Source organism: Sphingomonas sp. SAFR-052, from assembly GCF_051965015.1.
GTDB lineage: Bacteria > Pseudomonadota > Alphaproteobacteria > Sphingomonadales > Sphingomonadaceae > Sphingomonas.
Genome location: NZ_JBQCMO010000003.1, coordinates 318,092 through 337,844 on the forward strand (window position 1 = coordinate 318,092; position 19,753 = coordinate 337,844).

General features: G+C 66.4%; 19 protein-coding genes. 7 read left to right on the plus strand and 12 right to left on the minus strand.

Annotated elements, in window-relative coordinates:
- Positions 1-24: 24 nt before the first annotated feature.
- The 6 genes from ACTHQV_RS07300 to ACTHQV_RS07325 all read right to left on the minus strand — a co-directional run bounded on the left by ACTHQV_RS07300 (position 25) and on the right by ACTHQV_RS07325 (position 7,939).
- Entirely contained in the window at positions 25-2,088 is a 2,064-nt protein-coding gene (locus tag ACTHQV_RS07300) for an ATP-binding protein (RefSeq protein ID WP_440489222.1), read from the minus strand.
- Between the two features lie 32 nt (positions 2,089-2,120).
- Positions 2,121-3,233, minus strand: coding sequence for a biotin synthase BioB (gene bioB / locus ACTHQV_RS07305; protein WP_440489223.1), 1,113 nt, complete (start codon positions 3,231-3,233; stop codon positions 2,121-2,123).
- On the minus strand, positions 3,230-5,359 hold the full coding sequence (gene scpA / locus ACTHQV_RS07310; protein WP_440489224.1) for a methylmalonyl-CoA mutase: 2,130 nt from the start codon (positions 5,357-5,359) through the stop codon (positions 3,230-3,232). The genes bioB and scpA overlap by 4 nt, the downstream gene beginning before the upstream one ends.
- A gap of 48 nt (positions 5,360-5,407) precedes the next feature.
- Entirely contained in the window at positions 5,408-6,184 is a 777-nt protein-coding gene (locus tag ACTHQV_RS07315; protein WP_440489225.1) for an enoyl-CoA hydratase-related protein, read from the minus strand.
- 100 nt (positions 6,185-6,284) lie between these two features.
- Positions 6,285-7,286, minus strand: coding sequence for an RcnB family protein (locus ACTHQV_RS07320; RefSeq protein ID WP_440489226.1), 1,002 nt, complete (start codon positions 7,284-7,286; stop codon positions 6,285-6,287).
- Positions 7,287-7,396: 110 nt separating this feature from the next.
- A complete protein-coding gene (locus tag ACTHQV_RS07325) occupies positions 7,397-7,939 on the minus strand; it encodes a (2Fe-2S)-binding protein (protein ID WP_440489227.1) in 543 nt (180 codons plus the stop codon).
- Positions 7,940-8,085: 146 nt separating this feature from the next.
- On the opposite strand from ACTHQV_RS07325, the gene ACTHQV_RS07330 reads away from it, so the two are divergent.
- From ACTHQV_RS07330 to ACTHQV_RS07340, 3 genes are all read left to right on the plus strand, one after another.
- Positions 8,086-9,612 carry an acyl-CoA carboxylase subunit beta gene (locus tag ACTHQV_RS07330; protein WP_440489228.1) on the plus strand — a complete coding sequence of 509 codons (1,527 nt, stop codon included), beginning with the start codon at positions 8,086-8,088 and terminating at the stop codon, positions 9,610-9,612.
- 135 nt (positions 9,613-9,747) lie between these two features.
- Positions 9,748-10,164, plus strand: a complete 417-nt coding sequence (gene mce, locus ACTHQV_RS07335) for a methylmalonyl-CoA epimerase (protein ID WP_440489230.1) — start codon at positions 9,748-9,750, stop codon at positions 10,162-10,164.
- A gap of 41 nt (positions 10,165-10,205) precedes the next feature.
- Positions 10,206-10,898: a prolyl hydroxylase family protein gene (locus tag ACTHQV_RS07340; RefSeq protein WP_440489231.1), complete on the plus strand. Its 693-nt coding sequence runs from the start codon at positions 10,206-10,208 to the stop codon at positions 10,896-10,898.
- Positions 10,899-11,127: 229 nt separating this feature from the next.
- Here the strand turns inward: ACTHQV_RS07340 and ACTHQV_RS07345 are convergent, their stop codons facing one another.
- From ACTHQV_RS07345 to purF, 3 genes are all read right to left on the minus strand, one after another.
- Positions 11,128-11,508, minus strand: coding sequence for a hypothetical protein (locus tag ACTHQV_RS07345; protein ID WP_440489232.1), 381 nt, complete (start codon positions 11,506-11,508; stop codon positions 11,128-11,130).
- 113 nt (positions 11,509-11,621) lie between these two features.
- Positions 11,622-12,329, minus strand: a complete 708-nt coding sequence (locus ACTHQV_RS07350; RefSeq protein ID WP_440489234.1) for an SDR family NAD(P)-dependent oxidoreductase — start codon at positions 12,327-12,329, stop codon at positions 11,622-11,624.
- Positions 12,326-13,786 carry an amidophosphoribosyltransferase gene (gene purF, locus ACTHQV_RS07355; RefSeq protein ID WP_242115716.1) on the minus strand — a complete coding sequence of 487 codons (1,461 nt, stop codon included), beginning with the start codon at positions 13,784-13,786 and terminating at the stop codon, positions 12,326-12,328. The genes ACTHQV_RS07350 and purF overlap by 4 nt, the downstream gene beginning before the upstream one ends.
- A 116-nt stretch (positions 13,787-13,902) precedes the next feature.
- On the opposite strand from purF, the gene hisI reads away from it, so the two are divergent.
- The gene (hisI, locus tag ACTHQV_RS07360; RefSeq protein WP_440489235.1) at positions 13,903-14,262 is read left to right on the plus strand and encodes a phosphoribosyl-AMP cyclohydrolase; all 360 of its coding nucleotides are present in this window, start codon (positions 13,903-13,905) and stop codon (positions 14,260-14,262) included.
- Entirely contained in the window at positions 14,259-14,723 is a 465-nt protein-coding gene (locus tag ACTHQV_RS07365) for a hypothetical protein (protein ID WP_440489237.1), read from the plus strand. Before hisI ends, ACTHQV_RS07365 begins: the two co-directional genes overlap by 4 nt.
- A 9-nt stretch (positions 14,724-14,732) precedes the next feature.
- On the opposite strand, the gene ACTHQV_RS07370 is transcribed toward ACTHQV_RS07365, so the two are convergent.
- The 3 genes from ACTHQV_RS07370 to ACTHQV_RS07380 are packed head-to-tail and all read right to left on the minus strand — an operon-like array spanning position 14,733 to position 18,237.
- Positions 14,733-15,911, minus strand: a complete 1,179-nt coding sequence (locus ACTHQV_RS07370; protein WP_440489238.1) for a class I SAM-dependent methyltransferase — start codon at positions 15,909-15,911, stop codon at positions 14,733-14,735.
- A 42-nt stretch (positions 15,912-15,953) separates the two neighbouring features.
- Positions 15,954-17,318 carry a cryptochrome/photolyase family protein gene (locus ACTHQV_RS07375; RefSeq protein ID WP_440489239.1) on the minus strand — a complete coding sequence of 455 codons (1,365 nt, stop codon included), beginning with the start codon at positions 17,316-17,318 and terminating at the stop codon, positions 15,954-15,956.
- A 10-nt stretch (positions 17,319-17,328) separates the two neighbouring features.
- Complete coding sequence (locus ACTHQV_RS07380; RefSeq protein ID WP_440489241.1) at positions 17,329-18,237, minus strand: histone deacetylase family protein; 909 nt, start codon at positions 18,235-18,237, stop codon at positions 17,329-17,331.
- A 62-nt stretch (positions 18,238-18,299) separates the two neighbouring features.
- Between ACTHQV_RS07380 and ACTHQV_RS07385 the strand changes: the two genes are divergently transcribed.
- Together ACTHQV_RS07385 and ACTHQV_RS07390 are read left to right on the plus strand one after the other, a co-directional pair.
- Positions 18,300-18,779: an RNA pyrophosphohydrolase gene (locus ACTHQV_RS07385; RefSeq protein ID WP_440489243.1), complete on the plus strand. Its 480-nt coding sequence runs from the start codon at positions 18,300-18,302 to the stop codon at positions 18,777-18,779.
- 64 nt (positions 18,780-18,843) lie between these two features.
- Positions 18,844-19,740, plus strand: coding sequence for a DUF481 domain-containing protein (locus ACTHQV_RS07390; protein WP_440489245.1), 897 nt, complete (start codon positions 18,844-18,846; stop codon positions 19,738-19,740).
- The last annotated feature ends 13 nt before the right edge of the window (positions 19,741-19,753 follow it).

Here is a 19,753-nt window from a genome sequence, read left to right on the forward strand (position 1 = left end):
GCCGCCAGCGGGCAAATCGTTCCCTTATTCGAACTCCATGATGACGGCGTCGACCGCTAGGCTGTCGCCGGGGGCATGGGCGATGCGGACGACGGTGCCGGGGCGTTCGGCGCGCAGGATGTTTTCCATCTTCATCGCCTCGACCACCGCCAGCGGCTGGCCGGCCTCTACCCGCTGGCCCTCGGCGACCTCGACGCGGGTCAGCAGGCCGGGCATCGGGCATAGCAGGAAGCGCGACAGGTCGGGCGGGACCTTGTCGAGCATGTACCGGGTCAGCGCCGCGACATGCGGCGGCAGGACGCGGACGATGTGGCTGGCGCCGCGGGCGGTCAGCTTCCAGCCGCCGATGGTGCGGGCGATACGCGCGGTCAGTTCCTCGCCGTCGATGCGCGCGGTCACGAGCCGCTGCGACGGGCGCCAGTGCATGACCACATCAAGCGGCGCGTCGTCTTCGATATTGACCAACAGCCCGCCATCGTAGCCGTCGACGGAGATGGCGTAGCGATGGTCGCCGATGGTGACGACCCGTTCGGTCGAGCGAGGGATGCGCGTGCCGAGTTGCCCGTTGATCTTCGCGGCGCGATCCGACTGTCCGAGATCGGCGACGACCGCGATCGCGGCGAGCTTGCGGAGCAGCGGTTCGTCGGCGGGGGCGCCGTGGAAGCCTTCGGGATATTCCTCGGCGATGAAGCCGGTGGTCAACGCACCGTCGCGGAACCGGGGATGCTGCATGATCGCCGACAGGAAGTCGATATTGTTGCCGACTCCGGCGAGTTCGAAGCGGTCGAGCGCGGCCACCTGCGCATCGATCGCGGCTTCGCGGGTCGATGCCCAGGTGACGAGCTTGGCGATCATCGGGTCGTAGAACATGCTGACCTCGCCGCCCTCGACGACGCCGTCGTCGACTCGGGTGCGGGGTGTCGCGGTATCGGGCGACGTCGTTCGGGGAGCCCCCCCTCCACCATGCTTCGCATAATCCCCCTCCCCGTGCCGGGGAGGATTGTAGCGGGTCAGTCGCCCGGTACTCGGCAGGAAGCCGCGATAGGGGTCTTCGGCATAGACGCGATTTTCGATCGCCCAGCCGGTCAGCTTCACCTCGTCTTGCGTGAAGGCGAGCTTCTCGCCGGATGCGACGCGGAGCATCTGTTCGACCAGATCGAGGCCGGTGATCTCCTCGGTCACCGGATGTTCGACCTGCAGCCGGGTGTTCATTTCGAGGAAATAGAAACTCTCGCCGGTGGTATCGGCGCCCGAGACGATCAGTTCGACAGTACCGGCCGAATAATAGCCGACCGCGCGGGCGAGGGCGACCGCTTGCTCCCCCATCGCCTTGCGCATCGCGGGCGTGACGAAGGGCGACGGCGCCTCCTCGACGACCTTCTGGTGGCGGCGCTGGATCGAGCATTCGCGCTCGCCGAGATAGACGATGTTGCCATGCTGGTCGCCCAGCACCTGAATTTCGATATGGCGCGGGCTTTCGATGAATTTTTCGATGAACACTCGGTCGTCGCCGAAGCTCGCAAGGCCTTCGCGCTTGGTCGCCTCGAAGCCTTCGCGGACATCCTGTTCGGACCAGGCGAGACGCATGCCCTTGCCGCCGCCGCCGGCCGAAGCCTTCATCATCACCGGATAGCCGATGTCGGTGGCGATGCGGACCGCCTGCTCAGTATCGGCAATCTCGCCCAGAAAGCCGGGGACGACGTTGACGCCGGCAGTCTGGGCCAGCTTCTTCGATTCGATCTTGTCGCCCATCGCGGCGATGGCGTTCGGCGGCGGGCCGACGAAAGTGATGCCGGCATCGGCACAGGCGCGGGCGAAACTCTCGCGCTCCGACAGGAAGCCATAGCCGGGATGGATACAGTCCGCGCCGGTCGCCTGGGCAGCGGCGAGGATCAGTTCGGGGACGAGATAGCTTTGCGCGGCGGGCGCCGGCCCCAGCCGTACGCTCTCATCGGCCATCATCACATGCGGCGCGCGCGCATCGGCATCGGAATAGACCGCGACCGTCGCGATGCCCATCCGCTTGGCGGTGCGCATCACGCGGCAGGCGATCTCGCCCCAGTTCGCGACCAGAATCTTCTTGAACAAATCGCTCTCCCAAATCCGCCCTGTTTACAGGGTCAGCAGCATGACGCCTTGCGCATCGGTTCCTCGGCGACCATCGGCGTCATACCTAGTTTCGCCAGCAGTGCCGCATCGGCATCGTCGCCAGCATTGCCCGCGGTCAGCAGGCGGTCGCCGGTAAAGATCGAATTGGCCCCGGCCATGAAGCACAGCGCCTGCGTCGCATCCGACATGCTCTCGCGCCCGGCCGAGAGGCGCACCATGCTCATCGGCATGGTAATGCGCGCGACGGCCACGGTGCGGACGAACTCGATATCATCTAGTTTCGCGAGTGGCGTGTCGGCCAGCATGTTGCCGAGCACGGTGCCCTTGACCGGGACCAGCGCATTGACCGGCACGCTTTCGGGGTGGCGCGGCAGGGTGGCGAGGGCGTGGACGAAGCCGACGCGGTCGGCGCGGGTCTCGCCCATGCCGACGATCCCGCCGCAACAGACGTTGATCCCCGCCTCGCGCACATGCGCCAACGTGTCGAGCCGGTGGTCGAAGGTCCGCGTCGTAATGACGTTGGCGTAGTTTTCGGGCGAGGTATCGATGTTGTGGTTGTAATAGTCGAGGCCCGCCTGCCCCAGCCGCTGCGCCTGTTCGGGGGTCAGCATGCCCAGCGTCATGCAGGTCTCCATGCCCATGTCGCGCACGCCCTCGACCATCGCGACGATCTTGTCCATGTCGCGGTCCTTGGGGTTGCGCCATGCCGCACCCATGCAGAAACGCTGCGATCCCGCGGCCTTGGCCTCCGCCGCGCTGGCAAGGACCGCGTCGACGTCCATCAGCTTTTCGGCCTTCAGCTGCGTATCGGCGCTGGCCGATTGCGAGCAATAACCGCAATCCTCGGGGCAGCCGCCGGTCTTGATCGAGAGCAGCGTGCACAGTTGCACCTGCCCGACCGCATGGTGCGCGCGGTGGACGGTCTGGGCGCGGAACATCAGTTCGTCGAAGGGCAGGTCGAAGAGTTCGGCGATTTCCGCGCGGGTCCAGTTGTGCCGAACTTGTTCGGCGCACCCCCGCGGAGGCGGGGGCCCAGAGCCAAGGGCGTCGCGCTCGCCGCTCTGGCCCCCCGCCTGCGCGGGGGTACGGGTGACGTTGGCAGGTACGGACGCAATCACATTCATTCGACAGTTTCTCCAACCGGCGGGAGGTTGTGGCCGAGCAGTTTCAGCACCTCCGCCGCTGCATGGACCAGATTGGTGCCCGGTCCGAAAATCGCCGCCACACCGGCTTCGCGGAGCAGCGCATAATCCTGTGGCGGGATGACTCCGCCGGCAATGACGCGGATATCGGCGCGACCCGCCACCGCCAAGCGCTCGATCAGTTCGGGGATCAGTGTGTTGTGCCCGGCCGCGAGGCTGGAGGCGCCGACGACGTCGACCGCTTCCGCAATCGCCAGATCGGCGGTTTCCTGCGGCGTCTGGAACAGCGGGCCGGACACGACCTCGAACCCCAGATCGGCAAAGGCGCTGGCGACGACATTGGCGCCGCGGTCGTGACCGTCCTGCCCCATCTTGGCGACGAGGATGCGAGGCTTGCGGCCCAGCCGCCGCTCGACCGCCGCCACGCCTTCGCCGGCGCGCAGCCAGCCGCTGTCATCGGCATGGGCGGGCCCGTAAATGCCCTTGACCGGCGTGACCGAGACGGCGTGGCGACCGAAGGCGACCTCCATCGCCGCCGACATTTCGCCGAGCGTCGCGCGCGCGCGAGCAGCGGCGACGCATAGCGCGAGGAGGTTGGCGTTCCCCGCCGCCCCGTCGCGCAGCGCGCTTAGAGCCGCCTGGGTAGCCGCTTCGTCGCGGGTGGCGCGGACGTGTTCGATGCGGCGGATCTGGTCGGCGCGGACCTTGGCATTATCGATCGAGAGGATGTCGATCGGCGTTTCCTCGGCCAGACGGTATTTGTTGACGCCGACGATCACGTCCTCGGCGCGGTCGACGCGGGCCTGCCGGGCGGCGGCGGCGCGTTCGATATGCTCCTTGGGCAGGCCCTTGTTCACGGCATCGATCATGCCGCCCGCCGCGTCGACCTCCTCGATCAGCGCCCATGCCTTGTCGGCGAGTTCCTTCGTCAGCGCCTCGACATAATAGCTGCCGCCCAGCGGATCGACGACATGGGTCATGCCGGTTTCTTCCTGAAGGATCAGCTGGGTGTTGCGCGCGATCCGGGCGGAAAAATCGGTCGGCAGTGCGACGGCTTCGTCCAGGCTGTTCGTGTGGAGCGACTGAGTCCCGCCGAAGGTGGCGGCCATTGCCTCTACGGTCGTGCGAATGACGTTGTTGTACGGGTCCTGTTCGGTCAGCGACACGCCGCTGGTCTGGCAGTGCGTGCGCAGCATCTGGCTGCGGCTGTTGCCGCCGAAATCGGCGATGATCCGGCTCCACAGCATGCGCGCGGCGCGCAGCTTGGCGATCTCCATGAAGAAGTTCATGCCGATGCCGAAGAAGAAGGACAACCGACCGGCGAACGCATCGATATCCAGCCCGCGCGCCATCGCCGCGCGGACATAGGCCATGCCGTCGGCCAGCGTGAATGCCAGTTCCTGCACCGCCGTCGCCCCCGCCTCGTGCATGTGATAGCCGCTGATCGAGATGCTGTTGAAGCGCGGCATATGCTCGGCGGTGTAGGCGATGATGTCCGACACGATCCGCATCGATGGTTCGGGCGGATAGATGTACGTGTTGCGGACCATGAACTCCTTCAGAATGTCGTTCTGGATCGTGCCCGACAGCTTCTCCGGACCGACGCCTTGTTCCTCGGCCGCGACGATGTAGAAGGCGAGGCAGGGCAGCACCGCGCCGTTCATCGTCATGCTGACCGACATGGTGTCGAGCGGAATCCCGTCGAACAGGATCTTCATGTCGTCGATCGTGTCGATCGCGACCCCGGCCTTGCCCACGTCACCCGCCACACGCGGATGGTCGCTGTCGTATCCGCGGTGGGTGGCGAGGTCGAAGGCGACCGACAGCCCCTTCTGCCCCGCTGCCAGGTTGCGGCGGTAGAAGGCGTTCGATTCCTCGGCGGTCGAGAAACCGGCATATTGGCGGATGGTCCATGGCCGGCCGGCATACATCGACGCCTTCACCCCGCGGGTGAACGGCGCGAAACCGGGCAGGCCCGGATCGGGCGCGTCGGCGGCGGTGTAGAGCGGCTTGACTGCGATCCCCTCCGGCGTGTGCCAGGTAAGATCGGCGTCCTTCACCTCACGCGCGGCGAGCTTCTGCCAGTCTGCGATCGTTGGGCCGGTCATGGGTACGTCCCTAGCGCCCGGCGGGGGGACAAGTCGAGGCGGGTCATGTCAGCGCCCCTCGAACCGGGGGGTGCGCTTGGCGAGGAAGGCGGCGGTTCCTTCGCGCGCATCGGCGGTGGCGGCGGCGCTGCGCTGCGCCTCCGCCTCGCGGACCATGGCGGCGGGATAGTCGTGGTCGAGCGCAAAAGCGAGGTTGCGCCGGGTCAGCCCAAGCGCGACGGTCGGTCCCGCCGCGAGCCGGCCGGCGAGCGCCATCGCTTCGTCGTCGAGCGCGTCGGGCGCGGCGACCGCATGGATCATGCCCCAGTCGAGCGCGGTCGCCGCCGGCACCCGTTCGCCGAGCAGCATCATCCGCGCCGCCCGTGCCCGGCCGATCAGGCGCGGCAGCATCCAGCTCGCCCCGCCATCGGGGACGAGGCCGATATTGACGAAGGCTTGCAGGAAATAGGCGTCGTCGGATGCGATGCAGAAATCGGCGGCGAGCGCGAGGCTGCATCCGATGCCGGCCGCCGCGCCGCGCACCGCGCTGACGATTGGGACCGGCAGGTCGGCGATCGCCTGCAGGCAGGGGTTGTAATGGTGGATTAGCGCGTGATGAGTCGCGGCGGGAGCGTCGCCCGCCGCCTGCACCGCCGCCACATCCGCGCCCGAGCAAAAGGCACGTCCTTCGCCGGTCAGCAGCACCGCCCGCGCATCGCCAAGGCCGGTGAGTGCACCCCGGATCGCATCGAACATCGCCGGCGGGGCGGCGTTCAGCCGCTCCGGCCGGTCGAGAGTGATGCGCAGCACGTCGCCGTCGCGCGCCACCCGGATATCGCCTGCCATCGAATCGCTCTCCCGTATCATTTGATACGGTTTTGCGGAAAGGCCGCCGCGATTGCCAGCGCAAACGAACCGTGGCGAGGAACACCCCGCCACGGACCGCTTACCAAAAGATGTCGTATTCGACGTCGACGACCTGGCCCGAGCGGATGTCGACGAGCAGCGCGTCGTTGTAATAGCGCACCCAGCGATACGGTCCCCATGCCTCAGGCAGGCGATAATAGAAGGGGTCGTTGATCCAGTAGTTCGACCCGAACAGGAACGAATTCAGCCGGACGCCCACACCGAAGCGGCGATAGCCATAGCCCCAGCCCTGCGGCGCGTAATAGCGCGGGAGGCGGTACAGGCTGCGGTTGCGTTCGCGATACCGGTTCCAGTCATAGCGGTCGTCGCGCCGCCAGCCGCGGTCCCACTGGCCGTTGTTGCCCCAGCGGTCGCGCTCCCAATTGCCGCGGTCCCAGCCATTGCGGTTCCAGTCGCGGTCGCGCCGGGCCCAGCCGTCGCCGTCCCACTGATCGCGGCGAAGCTGTTCGCGCCGCCATTGTTCGCGGCGGTCGCGTTCCTGAACACCGCGACCGTCGCGGCGCGGCCAGTCGCGGCGCAGCGCCTCGCGGTCGATCTGCCCTTGCGCATCCCGCGGCGGGTCGCGGCGTTCGAAGCGGTCGGGGACGTCGCTCTGGGGCGGACGCTGCCAGCCGCGATCGGGTTGACCCGGCTGCGGCGCGCGCTGCCAGCCGCGATCCTCGCGCTGGTCGCGTTGTTCGCCCTGGCCCCGCTGCCATTCGCGGCGGATCGCGTCGCGATCGATCTGCCCCTGCCCGTCGCGCGGCGGATCGCGCCGTTCGAAGCCGGGACCACGCTCCGGCCGGTCGCCGCGCGGTTCGAAACGCGGTGTCTCACGGCGCTGTTCGGGGCGCGGCGCCGGAGCTTCGACGCGGATATCGTTGCGGAATTCGGCGCGGGCCTGTGGTGTTTCGCCGCCCGGTCCACGCTCGATGCGTTCGCGCATGCGGGGCCCCCGCCCCTCGCGCTCGGGCTGCGCCATCGCCGCGCTCGGGACCAGCGCGGTCACGCTCAGCAACGCCAGCAGGAAACGGTTCTTCATCTCGGCTTCCCTCCACCGCCGGATGTCGCCGGCTTCGATGGTGCCTGCTTACGACGGATGCGATCAACCGTGGCTGAATGGCGATGACAGCCGATTGAAAGAATAAGCGCCTATGGTTTGGGTGGGGTCAGCGCCGGCGTCTCGCGCGCCGCCTCCGCCGGATCGATGCCGGGGCGCGGCGGGGGTGCCAGCGTCGCATCGCCGCGCGCAGCGGCAGCGGCCTGTCGCACCGCATCGACCAGCCGGGGATAGATGCCGCAGCGGCACAAGTTGGTCAGCGCCGCCGCGATCGTCGCCTCGTCCGGGTCACGGTTCGCGCGCAGCAACGCGGCGGTCGCCATGACGAAGCCGGGGATGCAGTAACCGCACTGCACGACTTGCGCGGCGAGGAATGCGGCCTGGACCGGGTGGCTGCGGTCGCGGGCCAGCCCCTCGATCGTCGTGACGAACGTGCCCTCGATACTGCCGATCGTGACCTGACACGACTTCACCGCCCGGCCGTCGATATCGACGGTACAGGCGCCGCAATGGCCAGTGCCGCAGCCATATTTGGTGCCGGTCAGGTTCGACACGTCGCGCAGCGCCCAGAGCAGCGGCGTTTCGGGATCGAGCCGATATTCCTGCGGCAGATTGTTGACGGTGAACCGGGTCATGGCACCGGCCTTGTAGGGAGGTTCGGTCGCGTCCGCCAACCCCGTACGGGCAGACCGCATGTGTTGGGCGACGCAAGAATGTTGCGCTCGACCGCGTCCCGCTGGCACAAGGGGCGAAACGCCCATTAAGGGGCCAAGGAGAGACGATGCTCGAAGCACTCGAAGCGTTGGAGAAACGGCGCACGGCAGCGCGGGCCGGGGGCGGCGAGAAGCGCGTCGCCGCGCAACATGCCAAGGGCAAGCTGACCGCGCGCGAACGGATCGACGTGTTCCTCGACGAAGGATCGTTCGAGGAACTCGACATGTATGTCGAACATAACTGCGTCGATTTCGGGATGCCGGAGCAGGTGATTCCGGGCGACGGGGTGGTGACCGGGTCGGGGACGGTCAACGGGCGGCTGGTCTATGTCTTCAGCCAGGACTTCACCGTGTTCGGCGGTTCGCTGTCGGAACGCCATGCGCAGAAGATTTGCAAGATCATGGACATGGCGATGAAGGTCGGCGCTCCGGTCATCGGGCTGAACGATTCGGGCGGCGCCCGCATCCAAGAAGGCGTCGCCTCGCTCGGCGGCTATGCCGAGGTGTTCCAGCGCAACGTTCTGGCGTCCGGCGTGGTGCCGCAGCTGTCGCTCATCATGGGGCCGTGCGCGGGCGGTGCGGTGTATTCGCCGGCCATGACCGACTTCATCTTCATGGTGAAGGATTCGAGCTACATGTTCGTGACCGGGCCCGACGTGGTCAAGACGGTGACGAACGAGGTGGTCAGCCAAGAGGAACTGGGCGGCGCGGTGACGCATACCACCAAGTCGTCGGTCGCCGATTGCGCGTTCGAGAATGATATCGAGGCATTGCTGGCGGCGCGTGATTTCGTCGATTTCCTGCCCGCCAACAACCGCAGCGGCGTGCCGCTGCGGCCGAGCGACGATCCGTGGGACCGGATCGAGGACAGTCTCGACACGCTGATCCCACCGAGCGCCAACCAGCCCTATGACATGCACGAGTTGATCGTGCGGACGGTCGATGACGGCGAATTCTTCGAACTGCAACCGGGGCATGCCGCGAACATCCTGATCGGCTTCGGCCGGATCGAGGGGCGGACCGTCGGCATCGTCGCCAACCAGCCGATGGTGCTGGCCGGGTGTCTCGACATCAATTCGTCGAAGAAGGCGGCGCGGTTCGTCCGCTTCTGCGATGCGTTCGAGATACCGATCGTGACCTTCGTCGACGTGCCGGGCTTCCTTCCAGGCGTCGGACAGGAGCATTCGGGCATCATCAAGCATGGCGCGAAGCTGCTGTTCGCCTATGCCGAGGCGACGGTGCCTAAGATCACGGTCATTACGCGGAAAGCCTATGGCGGCGCCTATGACGTGATGGCGTCGAAGCATCTGCGCGGCGACCTGAACTATGCGTGGCCGACCGCCGAGATCGCGGTGATGGGGGCGAAGGGCGCGGTGGAGATCATCTTCCGGTCGAAGGACCCGGAAGAGGTCGCGGCGCGGACGGCGGAATATGAGGCGCGCTTCGCCAACCCGTTCGTAGCGGCCAGCAAGGGGTTCATCGATGAGGTGATCCTGCCGCATTCCACCCGGCGGCGGGTGGCGCTGGGGTTGCGGAAGTTACGGAACAAGAAGCTGGATAACCCGTGGAAGAAGCATGACAATATCCCGCTTTGACATCGTCCCCGCCTTGCGGGGAGGGGGACCAGCGCAGGTGGTGGAGGGGACCTTTCCGATCCACCACGGTTGCAGTGTTGGGCACTTCCCCTCCACCAGCTTCGCTGGTCCCCCTCCCCGTGCCGGGGAGGAGTTGTGAGCCTCGGCCGTCTCAATCATGTCGGGGTCGCTACGCCTTCGATCGCAGCTTCGATTGCGATGTATCGCGACCTGCTCGGCGCGGACGCCATTGGCGAGCCTTTCGATCTGGTCGAACAGGGTGTGAAGGTGTGCTTCATCGATGCGCCCAATACGCAGATCGAATTGATCGAGCCGTATGACGATTCCTCGCCGATAGCGGGCTTCCTAGCGAAAAACCCGGCGGGCGGACAGCATCACCTGTGTTTCGAGGTGTCGGATATCCATGCCGCGATCGCCGACCTGACCGCCAAGGGCGCGCGCGTGTTGGGGACGCCGCGGATCGGGGCGCATGGGACGCCCATCGTGTTCGTCCATCCGCGCGACATGGGCGGGGTGCTGATCGAGTTGATGGAGACGCCGGCGGATTACTGACCCCTTCCCCTCGCCACCGCGATCTGATTGAACCCCTGCCCATGAACACGCCGATCCGCAAAGCCCCTGGTAGCCCCTCCCCCGTCCGTGCCGAATGGGGCCGGACGGTCGAGGCGAAGCTTGCCGCGATCCCCGGCATCCGCCGCGCCAAGACCGAGGCGGCGGTGCTGTTCGCACTCCCCGACTTCCTGTCGGAGGATGAATGCGAGCTGCTGATGGCGACGATCGATGCCGGGCGGCGCAAATCCACGCTGCTGACCAGCAGCAACGACCCCAATTTCCGGACATCGGACAGCTGTGACCTCGACCGCTGGCACCCCGATCTGCAGCCGATCGACGAGCGGATCGCGCATCTCTTGGGCATCCCACCCGAATATGGCGAGACGATGCAGGGACAGCGCTATGCCCCGGGGCAGCAATTCCGCGCGCATGCCGATTATTTCAACGAGAACGAACATTATTGGGCGCCGATGGCGGTACAGGGCGGGCAGCGGACCTGGACGGCGATGGTCTATCTGAACGAGGTCGAACAGGGCGGCGCGACGTGGTTTCCGGTCGCCGGCGTCCGCTTCAACCCGCGGCCGGGGATGCTGGTCGCGTGGAACAACATGAACGCCGATGGCAGCCCCAACCTGTCGACGCTGCACGAGGGGATGGCAGTGGTCGAGGGGACCAAATACGTCATCACCAAGTGGTTTCGCGAGCGGCCATGGACCCCGACCGTGCAGCCGTAAGCGGCCAAAGTTCACTAAGTTCACACTCGCGGCGTTTCGTGCGCCGTGGCGTTTCCTGATTGCATTCTGTCATCCCGAGCTTGCGCCGGTGTCCTGCCTTCCAACAAGCGCTGGAAGCGAGGCAGGACGCCGGATCAAACCGGGGTGACGAGGGTGGCGGTTTAAAGACGTGTAGGAAAGCGCAATCGGCGCGGTGGCGGGGCATTCGTGACACCCCGCCGCCCTTCCTTCAAGCCTTCTTGCGCGCCCGCTTCGGAGCGGCGGCGGCTTCGGTGTCTTCTTCCTCGTCGGGGGTTTCCTCGCCCGCTTCGCTCAGCGCTTCGCCAAGCGCACGCAGCTTGTCCTGCTGCTTGTCGGCCTTGTCGGCGATCTTCGTTGTCGCAGCGCCCAAGCGGTGAAGCAGGTCGTGGACGCGGTCGCTATCAGGTGCGTCCTTTTCCAATTGCTTGCGCAACGAGGCGAGGTCGCGCAGGATGCCCTTGGCCCCCGGCACGTCGGTATCGGCCAGCGCCGCTTCCCAATCCTCGATCATCGTCGCGCCCTTGGCGGGTTTGGTTTCGTCCAGTCCGCGATTGATCGCGTTCATCGTTCCGGCGAATTTCAGGGCCATGCAAAAGCTCCTCGAACGGCAAGCTGCACGCGCAGCCGCCGGACAACGAGCGAGGCGGGAGCCGGCCCCGACAGGAACCAACTATTTGTTTTTGCCGGGGTCCGGAACCTTCGTCAGTCGACGCGGATACGGGTGCTACTGTCGAAGCCGTCGGCCATCAGCCGGACGATCGCATCGGCGACGCGTTCGGGTGGCTTCACGCTCTGCGGGTCCTCGCCGGGATAGGCGCGCTCGCGCATCTTGGTCCGGGTGGCGCCGGGATCGACGATCGCGGTGCGGACCGGCGAGATGTTCGCCATTTCGAGCCCGTAGCTGGCAATGATGTTGTCGAACGCCGCCTTCGATGCGCCGTACATGCCCCAATAGGCGCGCGGGGCGGCGCCGACTGAGGAAGTGACGCCGACCACCCTGCCCGACCGTGCCAGCCGCAGCATCGGCGAGAAGGCGGCGATCAGCGCGGCATTGGCGGTGACGTTTAGCGCCATCACCTTGTCGAATTCCTTGAGATCGAACGACGGCACCGGCCCCAGCGTCCCGAGTGCGCCGGCGTTGAGCACCAACATGTCGAGCGCACGCCAGCGTTCGGCGATCGCCGACACCAGTTGCGGGATGGCGGTGCGGTCATAGAGGTCGACCGGCGCGATCGTCGCCGACCCGCCGGCTGCGTAGATCGCGTCCTCGACCTCCTCCAGCCCGCCGGTGGTGCGCGCGGTCAGGATGATGTGAGCGCCCTCCGCCGCGAGCGCGATGGCGGTGGCGGCACCAATGCCGCGGCTGGCACCGGTGACGAAGGCCAGCTGCCCCTTCAGACGATCGCTCATCCGACGCGTTCGGCCAGCACCGCGAGTTGATCGACCGAGCTGGTTTCGTCCTGATCGGTCAGCGGGGTCGGATAGTCGCCGGTGAAGCAGGCGTCGCAATATTTCGGACGGACCGAGGTGCGCGATGCTTCGCCGAGCGCCCGGTACAGCCCGTCGATCGAAACGAAGGCAAGGCTGTCCGCCTGGATATAGTCGGTCATGCCGCCGAGATCGAATTTGGCGGCGAGCAGTTTGGCGCGTTCGGGCGTGTCGACGCCGTAGAAGCAGCTGTGCCGGGTCGGCGGCGAGGCGATGCGCATATGCACTTCGGCCGCGCCGGCATCGCGCATCATCTGCACGATCTTCAGGCTGGTCGTGCCGCGCACGATCGAATCGTCGATCAGGACGATGCGCTTGCCCTCGATCAGCTTGCGATTGGCATTGTGCTTCAGCTTCACGCCGAGATGGCGGACCTTGTCGCCCGGCTGGATGAAGGTTCGGCCGACATAGTGCGAGCGGATGATGCCGAGTTCGAACGGGATGCCCGACGCCTGCGCATAACCGATCGCGGCGGGGACCCCCGAATCGGGGACCGGGATGACCAGATCGGCCTCGACCGGGTTTTCCTGTGCCAGTTCGGCACCGATCGCCTTGCGCACCGAATAGATCGAGCGGTCGTCGCTGATCGAATCGGGGCGCGAGAAATAGACCCATTCGAAGATGCAGGGACGGGGGGATAGCGGCGCGAACGGGCGAATCGAGCGCAGTTCACCGTTCTTGACGATGACCAGTTCGCCGGGTTCGACCTCGCGGACGAACTCGGCGCCGACCACGTCGAGCGCAACGGTTTCGGAGGCGAAGATATAGGCGTCGTCGCCGAGCTTGCCCATCACCAGCGGCCGGATACCGAGAGGGTCGCGGCAGGCGATCATCCCCTCGGGCGTCATGCAGATCAGCGAATAGGCGCCCTCGACCTGCTTCAGCGCATCGATGAACCGGTCGAGCAGCGTCCGGTAGTTGGACGTGGCGACCAGGTGGATGATGACTTCGGTATCGCTGGTCGACTGGAAGATCGAACCGGTGCGGACCAGATCCTTGCGCAGCCGCATCGCATTCGAAAGATTGCCGTTATGCGCCACCGCGAACCCGCCCGATGCCAGTTCGGCGTACAGCGGCTGGATGTTGCGGTTCGACGTTTCGCCGGTGGTCGAATAGCGGACATGGCCGCAGGCGGTGGCGCCGGGCAGCGATTCGATCACGTCGGGGCGATCGAAATTGCCCGCGACATGGCCCTGTGCGCGCTGGGTATGGAACATCGCCCCATCCCAGCTGCAGATGCCGGCCGCTTCCTGCCCGCGATGCTGGAGGGCGTGGAGGCCGAGGGCCACCAGCGCTGCAGCGCCGTCCGCGCCGGATACACCGAAAATGCCGCACTCCTCGCGCAGCTTGTCGTCGTCGAATGGATGGGTGGTGAACATAGGCCCTTCCGGGGATAAGCGTGTCACGCGGCTGCCATATAGGTAGATGGAATCGATTTGTCGCCCTTTGATCGTCGATTGCGGCGGAACCAGGTTCGACGATAGGAGTTGCGGCGATGGAAAATCGCGATACCGGACTGGTGCTGAACCCAAAATTCGATGCCGATGGGCTGTTGACCGCCATCGCCGTAGATGCCGCCAGCGGCGAGCCGTTGATGGTCGCCTTCATGAACGACGAAGCGTTGCGCCTGACGCTGGAGACGCGCGAGGCGACCTTCTGGTCGCGGAGTCGCGGGCGCCTTTGGAAGAAGGGTGAGACGTCGGGTAACGTGCTGCGCGTCGTGGAAGCGCGGATCGATTGCGATCAGGATGCGGTGTGGTTGCGGTGCGACCCGGCGGGTCCGGCATGCCATACCGGCGCGAACAGTTGTTTCTTTCGACGGATCGAGGGCGATCGGCTGGTGCCCGCGGCGTGAGGGTCTGGATCGCGGCGGCGCTGGTGCTAACGGGATGTTCGCCGTCGGCGACGCCCGAAAGCAAAACCACGCTGGAACAGGCGGCAATCGCGCGCGCCGTGGTGCGCGATCCGGCGACGGCGACGGCGGACGGGCTATATGCCCGCGCAGGCGACCGGTTGTGCATCACCGGCGAACGGATCGGGATGTTCGTCGATTATGGCGACGATATCGGGTGCAGCGGACGCGGACGGTTTACGCGCGACGGCGAGGCGTTGCGCGTCGACTTGGGCGATGGCTGCACGTTCGAGGCAGCGTTCGACGGCGATCATGTGCGACTGCCGGGCGCATTGCCGGCGGCGTGCAAGCGGCTGTGCACTAGGCGCGCGTCGCTTGCCGGGTTCGAGGTCGACCGGTTGAGCGACAGCGGATCGGAAGCGACGGCGCTGCGCGATCCGAAGGGGCGGCAATTGTGCGGGTGACGCGGCGCGCTACTGCCTGACCAGCGTCACTTGGGCGACGGTGATGCCGCCACCGCGAAAGCCGCCCTCGCAATACATCAGATAGTAGCGCCACAGATCGGCGAAGCGGTCGTCGATCATCGGCAGGCGGCCTTCGGCGCGGGCCCGGTCGAACGCCAGCCGCCACAGCCGCAGCGTCTCGGCATAGTCGAGGCCGAAGCGGCGGACATCGCGCCATGCGAGGCCCCGTGCCTCGGCGAGCGCGCGGAAGCGGGGTTCGGACAACAGCATCCCGCCGGGGAAGACATGCGCCTGGATGAAATCGACGTTGCCGGCATAGGCATCGAACAGCGGTTCGGCGATGGCGATATACTGGATCGCTGCACGGCCACCGAGTTTCAGGCGCGCGGCAATGGTGTCGAGATAGGCGGGCCAATATTCGCGGCCTACCGCCTCGACCATCTCGATGCTGGCGATGGCGTCGTAGGTGCCAGTGACGTCGCGATAATCGGTCAGCGACACGGTGACGCCGGGCAGCGCCATCGCATCGACATGGCGCTGCTGCTCGGTCGACAGAGTGATCGCGTCGACCCGCCGCCCGGCCGCCGCGGCGGTGCGGGCGAACGAGCCCCAGCCGCAGCCGATTTCAAGGATGCGGTCACCGGGGCGGGTGGCGGTGCGATCGAGGATCGCGGTCAGCTTGTTGTGCTGCGCCTCGACCAGGCCGGTCGCGCCGTCGAAGATCGCGCTGGAATAGGTCAGCGTCGGGTCGAGCCATTCGCGGTAGAAGTCGTTGCCGAGGTCGTAATGCGCCGCGATGTTGGCACGTGCGCCGGGGCGGTCGTTGCGGCGTTTCAGATGGCCCAGCCGACGCAGCAGGCGCGACACCCCGCCCGCGCGCGCCGCGGTGCCGAGCGTTTCGGCGTTGCGCATGAACAGGTCGAACAGCGGCACCGGATCGGGGCTGGACCAGTCGCCATCGGCCCACGCCTCGTACCAGCCGGCTGATCCGCCACGCGCCAGCCGCCACATCGCGCGCCAGCGGTGGAGGACGACGACCGCGACCGGCCCCGGCGCATGGCCGCCGACCCGGCGGGTGCTGCCGTCGGGCAAGGTCGCATCGATTGCGCCGGCGGTCAGGCCGGCGTCGATCCGGGCCAAGGCACGGCGGAACAGGGGGGACAGGAAGCGAAAGGGGTCGGACGGCATCGCGCGCCTACATGCACGGCGCGCGTCCGGCGACAAGGGGGATCAGATACCGCGCGCCGCCGCCAACGCGCGTTCGCGCGCCTCACGGTGCTCGATGATCTTTTCGGGATAGTCGTCCGGCCGGCATCCGGCGGCATCGGGGTCGTGGATCGCCGCGTCCGACAGGTGCGCCAGTTCGGGCACCCAGCGACGGATATAGTCGACAGCGTCGAATTTCTCGGACTGGGTCAGCGGCGCCATGATCCGCCCGAACATGTTCGAATCAACTCCGGTGCCGGCGACCCATTGCCAGTTGACGGCATTGTTGCCGAAATCTGCATCGACCAGACAGTCCCAATACCAGCGCTCGCCCTCACGCCAGTCGATCAGCAGGTGCTTGATGACGAAGGACGCGGCGATCATCCGCACGCGATTGTGCATCCAGCCGATCTGCCACAGCTGTCGCATGCCGGCATCGACAATCGGATAGCCGGTGCGGCCCTGTTGCCACGCCTTCAGATCGCGGTTCGCCGCTGCACCGCTGCGCCATTTCAGCTTGTCATAACGCGGGCGGCCATTGGTGTCGGCATAGTCTGGCATCGACAGGATCACGCCGCTCGAGAAATCGCGCCACGCCAGTTCCTTGCGATAGGTGGTCAGGCTGTCGCCCGATCCGTCGAGCGCCGCCCACACCTGTCGCGGCGAAATCTCGCCATGGTGGAGGTGCGGCGACAGGTTCGAGCTACCGTCGATCGAGGGCTGGTTGCGCGCCTCGGCATAGTCGTCGAGCCGGCTGGCGAAGGATTTGAGCGCCTTCAACGCGCCGTCCTCGCCCGGTTGCCAAGCTTTGCCGAAGGCGGTCGACCAGTCGGGTTTGGTGGGCAGCAGGTCCCAGTCGGCGAGATGGTCGGACTTCGGCCATTTGGCGGGCGCGCGGATGGTGCGCGGCATTGCCACCGGTTCGTCCGGGGGCAGCATCTGGTTCAGCGCCTTCCAGAAGGACGAATAGATTTTGAACATTCCGCCAGAGCCGGTGCGGACGCATTCGGGCGGGCGGAGGTGGTTGCCGTCGTGCAGCGTCAGATCGTCGCCGAGCGCGTCCTGCGCCTTTACCCACCACGGCTCGTAATGGCGCATGGCGTGGATGTGTGGTGCGCCAGTTTCGTCCATCAGCTTGCGGAGTTCGGCGACGGCCTCGCCCTTGCGCAGGATCAGGCGCGATCCCTTTGCCCGGAGCGATTCGTCCAGGGCGGACAGGCTGTGGTGCAGCCACCAGCGCTGGGCACCGCCGATCGCCCAGTCGCCGGGGCTCTTGTCGTCAAGGATATAGACCGGGATTATCGCCCCGGCCTCGACAGCGGCGACGAGCGCGGGCTGGTCGCGCAGGCGGAGGTCCTGGCGGAGCCAGAGAAGGACGGGGTCGGTCATGTAACAGGCGTTACGCCCGCGCGACGATCCCGGTTCCCTCCGCCACTGCGACGATCGACTGGACGTGGCGCTGCGCGACCTCGAGCAGGTCGCCGTAACCGCCGCCCAAGGCACTGGCGATCGGAAGACCGCGCGTTCGCGCCAGTTGTCCGATCCAGCGGTCGCGTTCGTTCAGCCCCGCCTGGGTCAGCGACAGCCGCCCCAGCCGGTCGTCGGCGAAGGGATCGACCCCTGCCTGATACAGCAGCAGCGACGGCGCAAAACTGTCGATCAGGGGGACCAGCGTCGCGGCCAGCGTCGATAGATATTCGTCGTCGCCGACCCCGTCGGCCAAGCCGATGTCGAGCGTCGAGCGGGCCTTTCGCGCCGGGAAGTTCTTTTCGGCATGGATCGAGTAGGTGGCGAGGCCGGTGCGTCCGGCGAGCAAAGATGCGGTGCCGTCGCCCTGATGGACGTCGACATCGACCACCAGCACCCGATCGCACGTTCCCTCGTCGACCAGCCGGTTGGCGGCGATGGCGAGGTCGTTGAACACGCAATAGCCGGCACCGGTATCGGCCAGCGCATGGTGGCTGCCGCCGGCGGTGTTGGCGGCATAGCCGCGCTCCATCGCGACACGTGCGGCGGCATAGGTACCGCCGGGCACCGCGACAGCGCGCAGTGCCATGGGCGGGGTGACCGCGAAACCGATGCGGCGTTCCTTGGCGGGCGGAACCCGCGCTTCGATCACCTCGGCGACATAGCTGTCGTCGTGCACCGCCTCGATCCAGCCACGCGGCATCGGTTCGGGTTCGTGCCAGTCGATCGCCGGTCCCATGTCCAGCAGCAGATCACGGACGAGACCGTTCTTGCCCCAGCGATAGCGGCTGCCCGGCGGGCTTTCGGCGACATAGTGCGGATGGTGAATGACGGGGATCACGCCGCCAAGATAAGATGCCGTTGGTCCTCGCAAAAGCCGCGGGGGCCGGATAGGAAGCGGGGATGGACAAGACGACCCTCCCCTATCGCCCCTGTGCCGGCGTCATGCTGATGAACCGCGACGGTCAGGTGTTCGTCGGACAGCGGCTCGATTCGACGCTGGAGGCGTGGCAGATGCCGCAGGGTGGGATCGACGAGGGCGAAGAAGCGCTCGACGCCGCCGTCCGCGAGCTGCGTGAAGAGACCGGGGTGCTGTCCGACAAGGTGCGGTTGATCGCCGAGGCACCCGGGGAATTTCTCTACGACCTGCCCGACGACATGATCGGCCGGATCTGGAAGGGGAAATGGCGCGGGCAGCGGCAGCGCTGGTTCCTGTTCGCGTTCGAAGGCAAGGATGGCGATATCGACATCGCCACGCCAGAACCCGAATTCCGCGCCTGGCGCTGGGCCGATCCGGCCGATCTGCCGACGATGATCGTGCCGTTCAAGAAGACCTTATACGAACAGGTTCTGGCCGCGTTTGCCGAGCATCTGCATCGGTGAACCGCGCCAAAGCCGCGATGAACGGTTCAGCCTGACGTCAGGCGATCGGCTATAGCGGGCGGCGATGCCCAATCCCGCGCTCCTCCTGCCGCTCGGCCTGTATTTCGCGGAACCGCCGCCCGAGCCCGATCTGCCGATCGAAATCCGGACGATGCTGGAAGAGGCGATGGCGTCGGGCAACGACAACGACGTCGCCACGATCGTCCGCTATGCCCGCAAGGCTGCGCCCAAACATGCGCAGAAGATCGCCGACCTCGCATCGCACTACACGTTCGAGCGGACCGAGAAGACCGAGAAGCGCCTGCGCACCGCATCGTTCGGGGCACTGGTCAAGGGGCGAGCCGAAATCGGCGGCTGGGTGAACAGCGGCAATTCGGACAATCTCGGCATCACCGCCGTGCTCGATCTGTCGCGCGAGGGATATCGCTGGCGCCACAAGCTGAAATTACAGGCGGATTATCAGGAAAATAACGGCATTCCGTCGCGCGAACATTATCTCGGTGCGTTCGAGCCCAACTACAAGGTCGACGACCGGCTGTATATCTATGGCGCTGCCCAGTATGAATCCGATAAGTTCTTCGGCTATTACGATCGTTATTCAGCATCGAGCGGGGCGGGTTATACCGCGATTGCGCGCGGGCCGGTAACGCTCGACCTCGAACTGGGGCCGGCATTTCGGCACACCTCATTCACGACCGGCGACGTGGAGCGCAATCTGGCGGCGCGCGGGTCGGTCGATTTCGACTGGCGAATGACGCCCGCGCTGACGCTCCGGCAGGATACGTCAGCCTATGTCCAGGCGGCAAACAGCACGGTGACCAGCCTGACCGCGGTCGATGCCAAGCTGCTGGGACCGCTATCGGCGCGGCTGTCGTACAACATCCAGTATGAAAGCCGACCGCCGGTTGGGCGCGTCAACACCGACACCACAGGGCGTGCATCTTTGGTCTATGCTTTCTGAAGCGACCGATCCC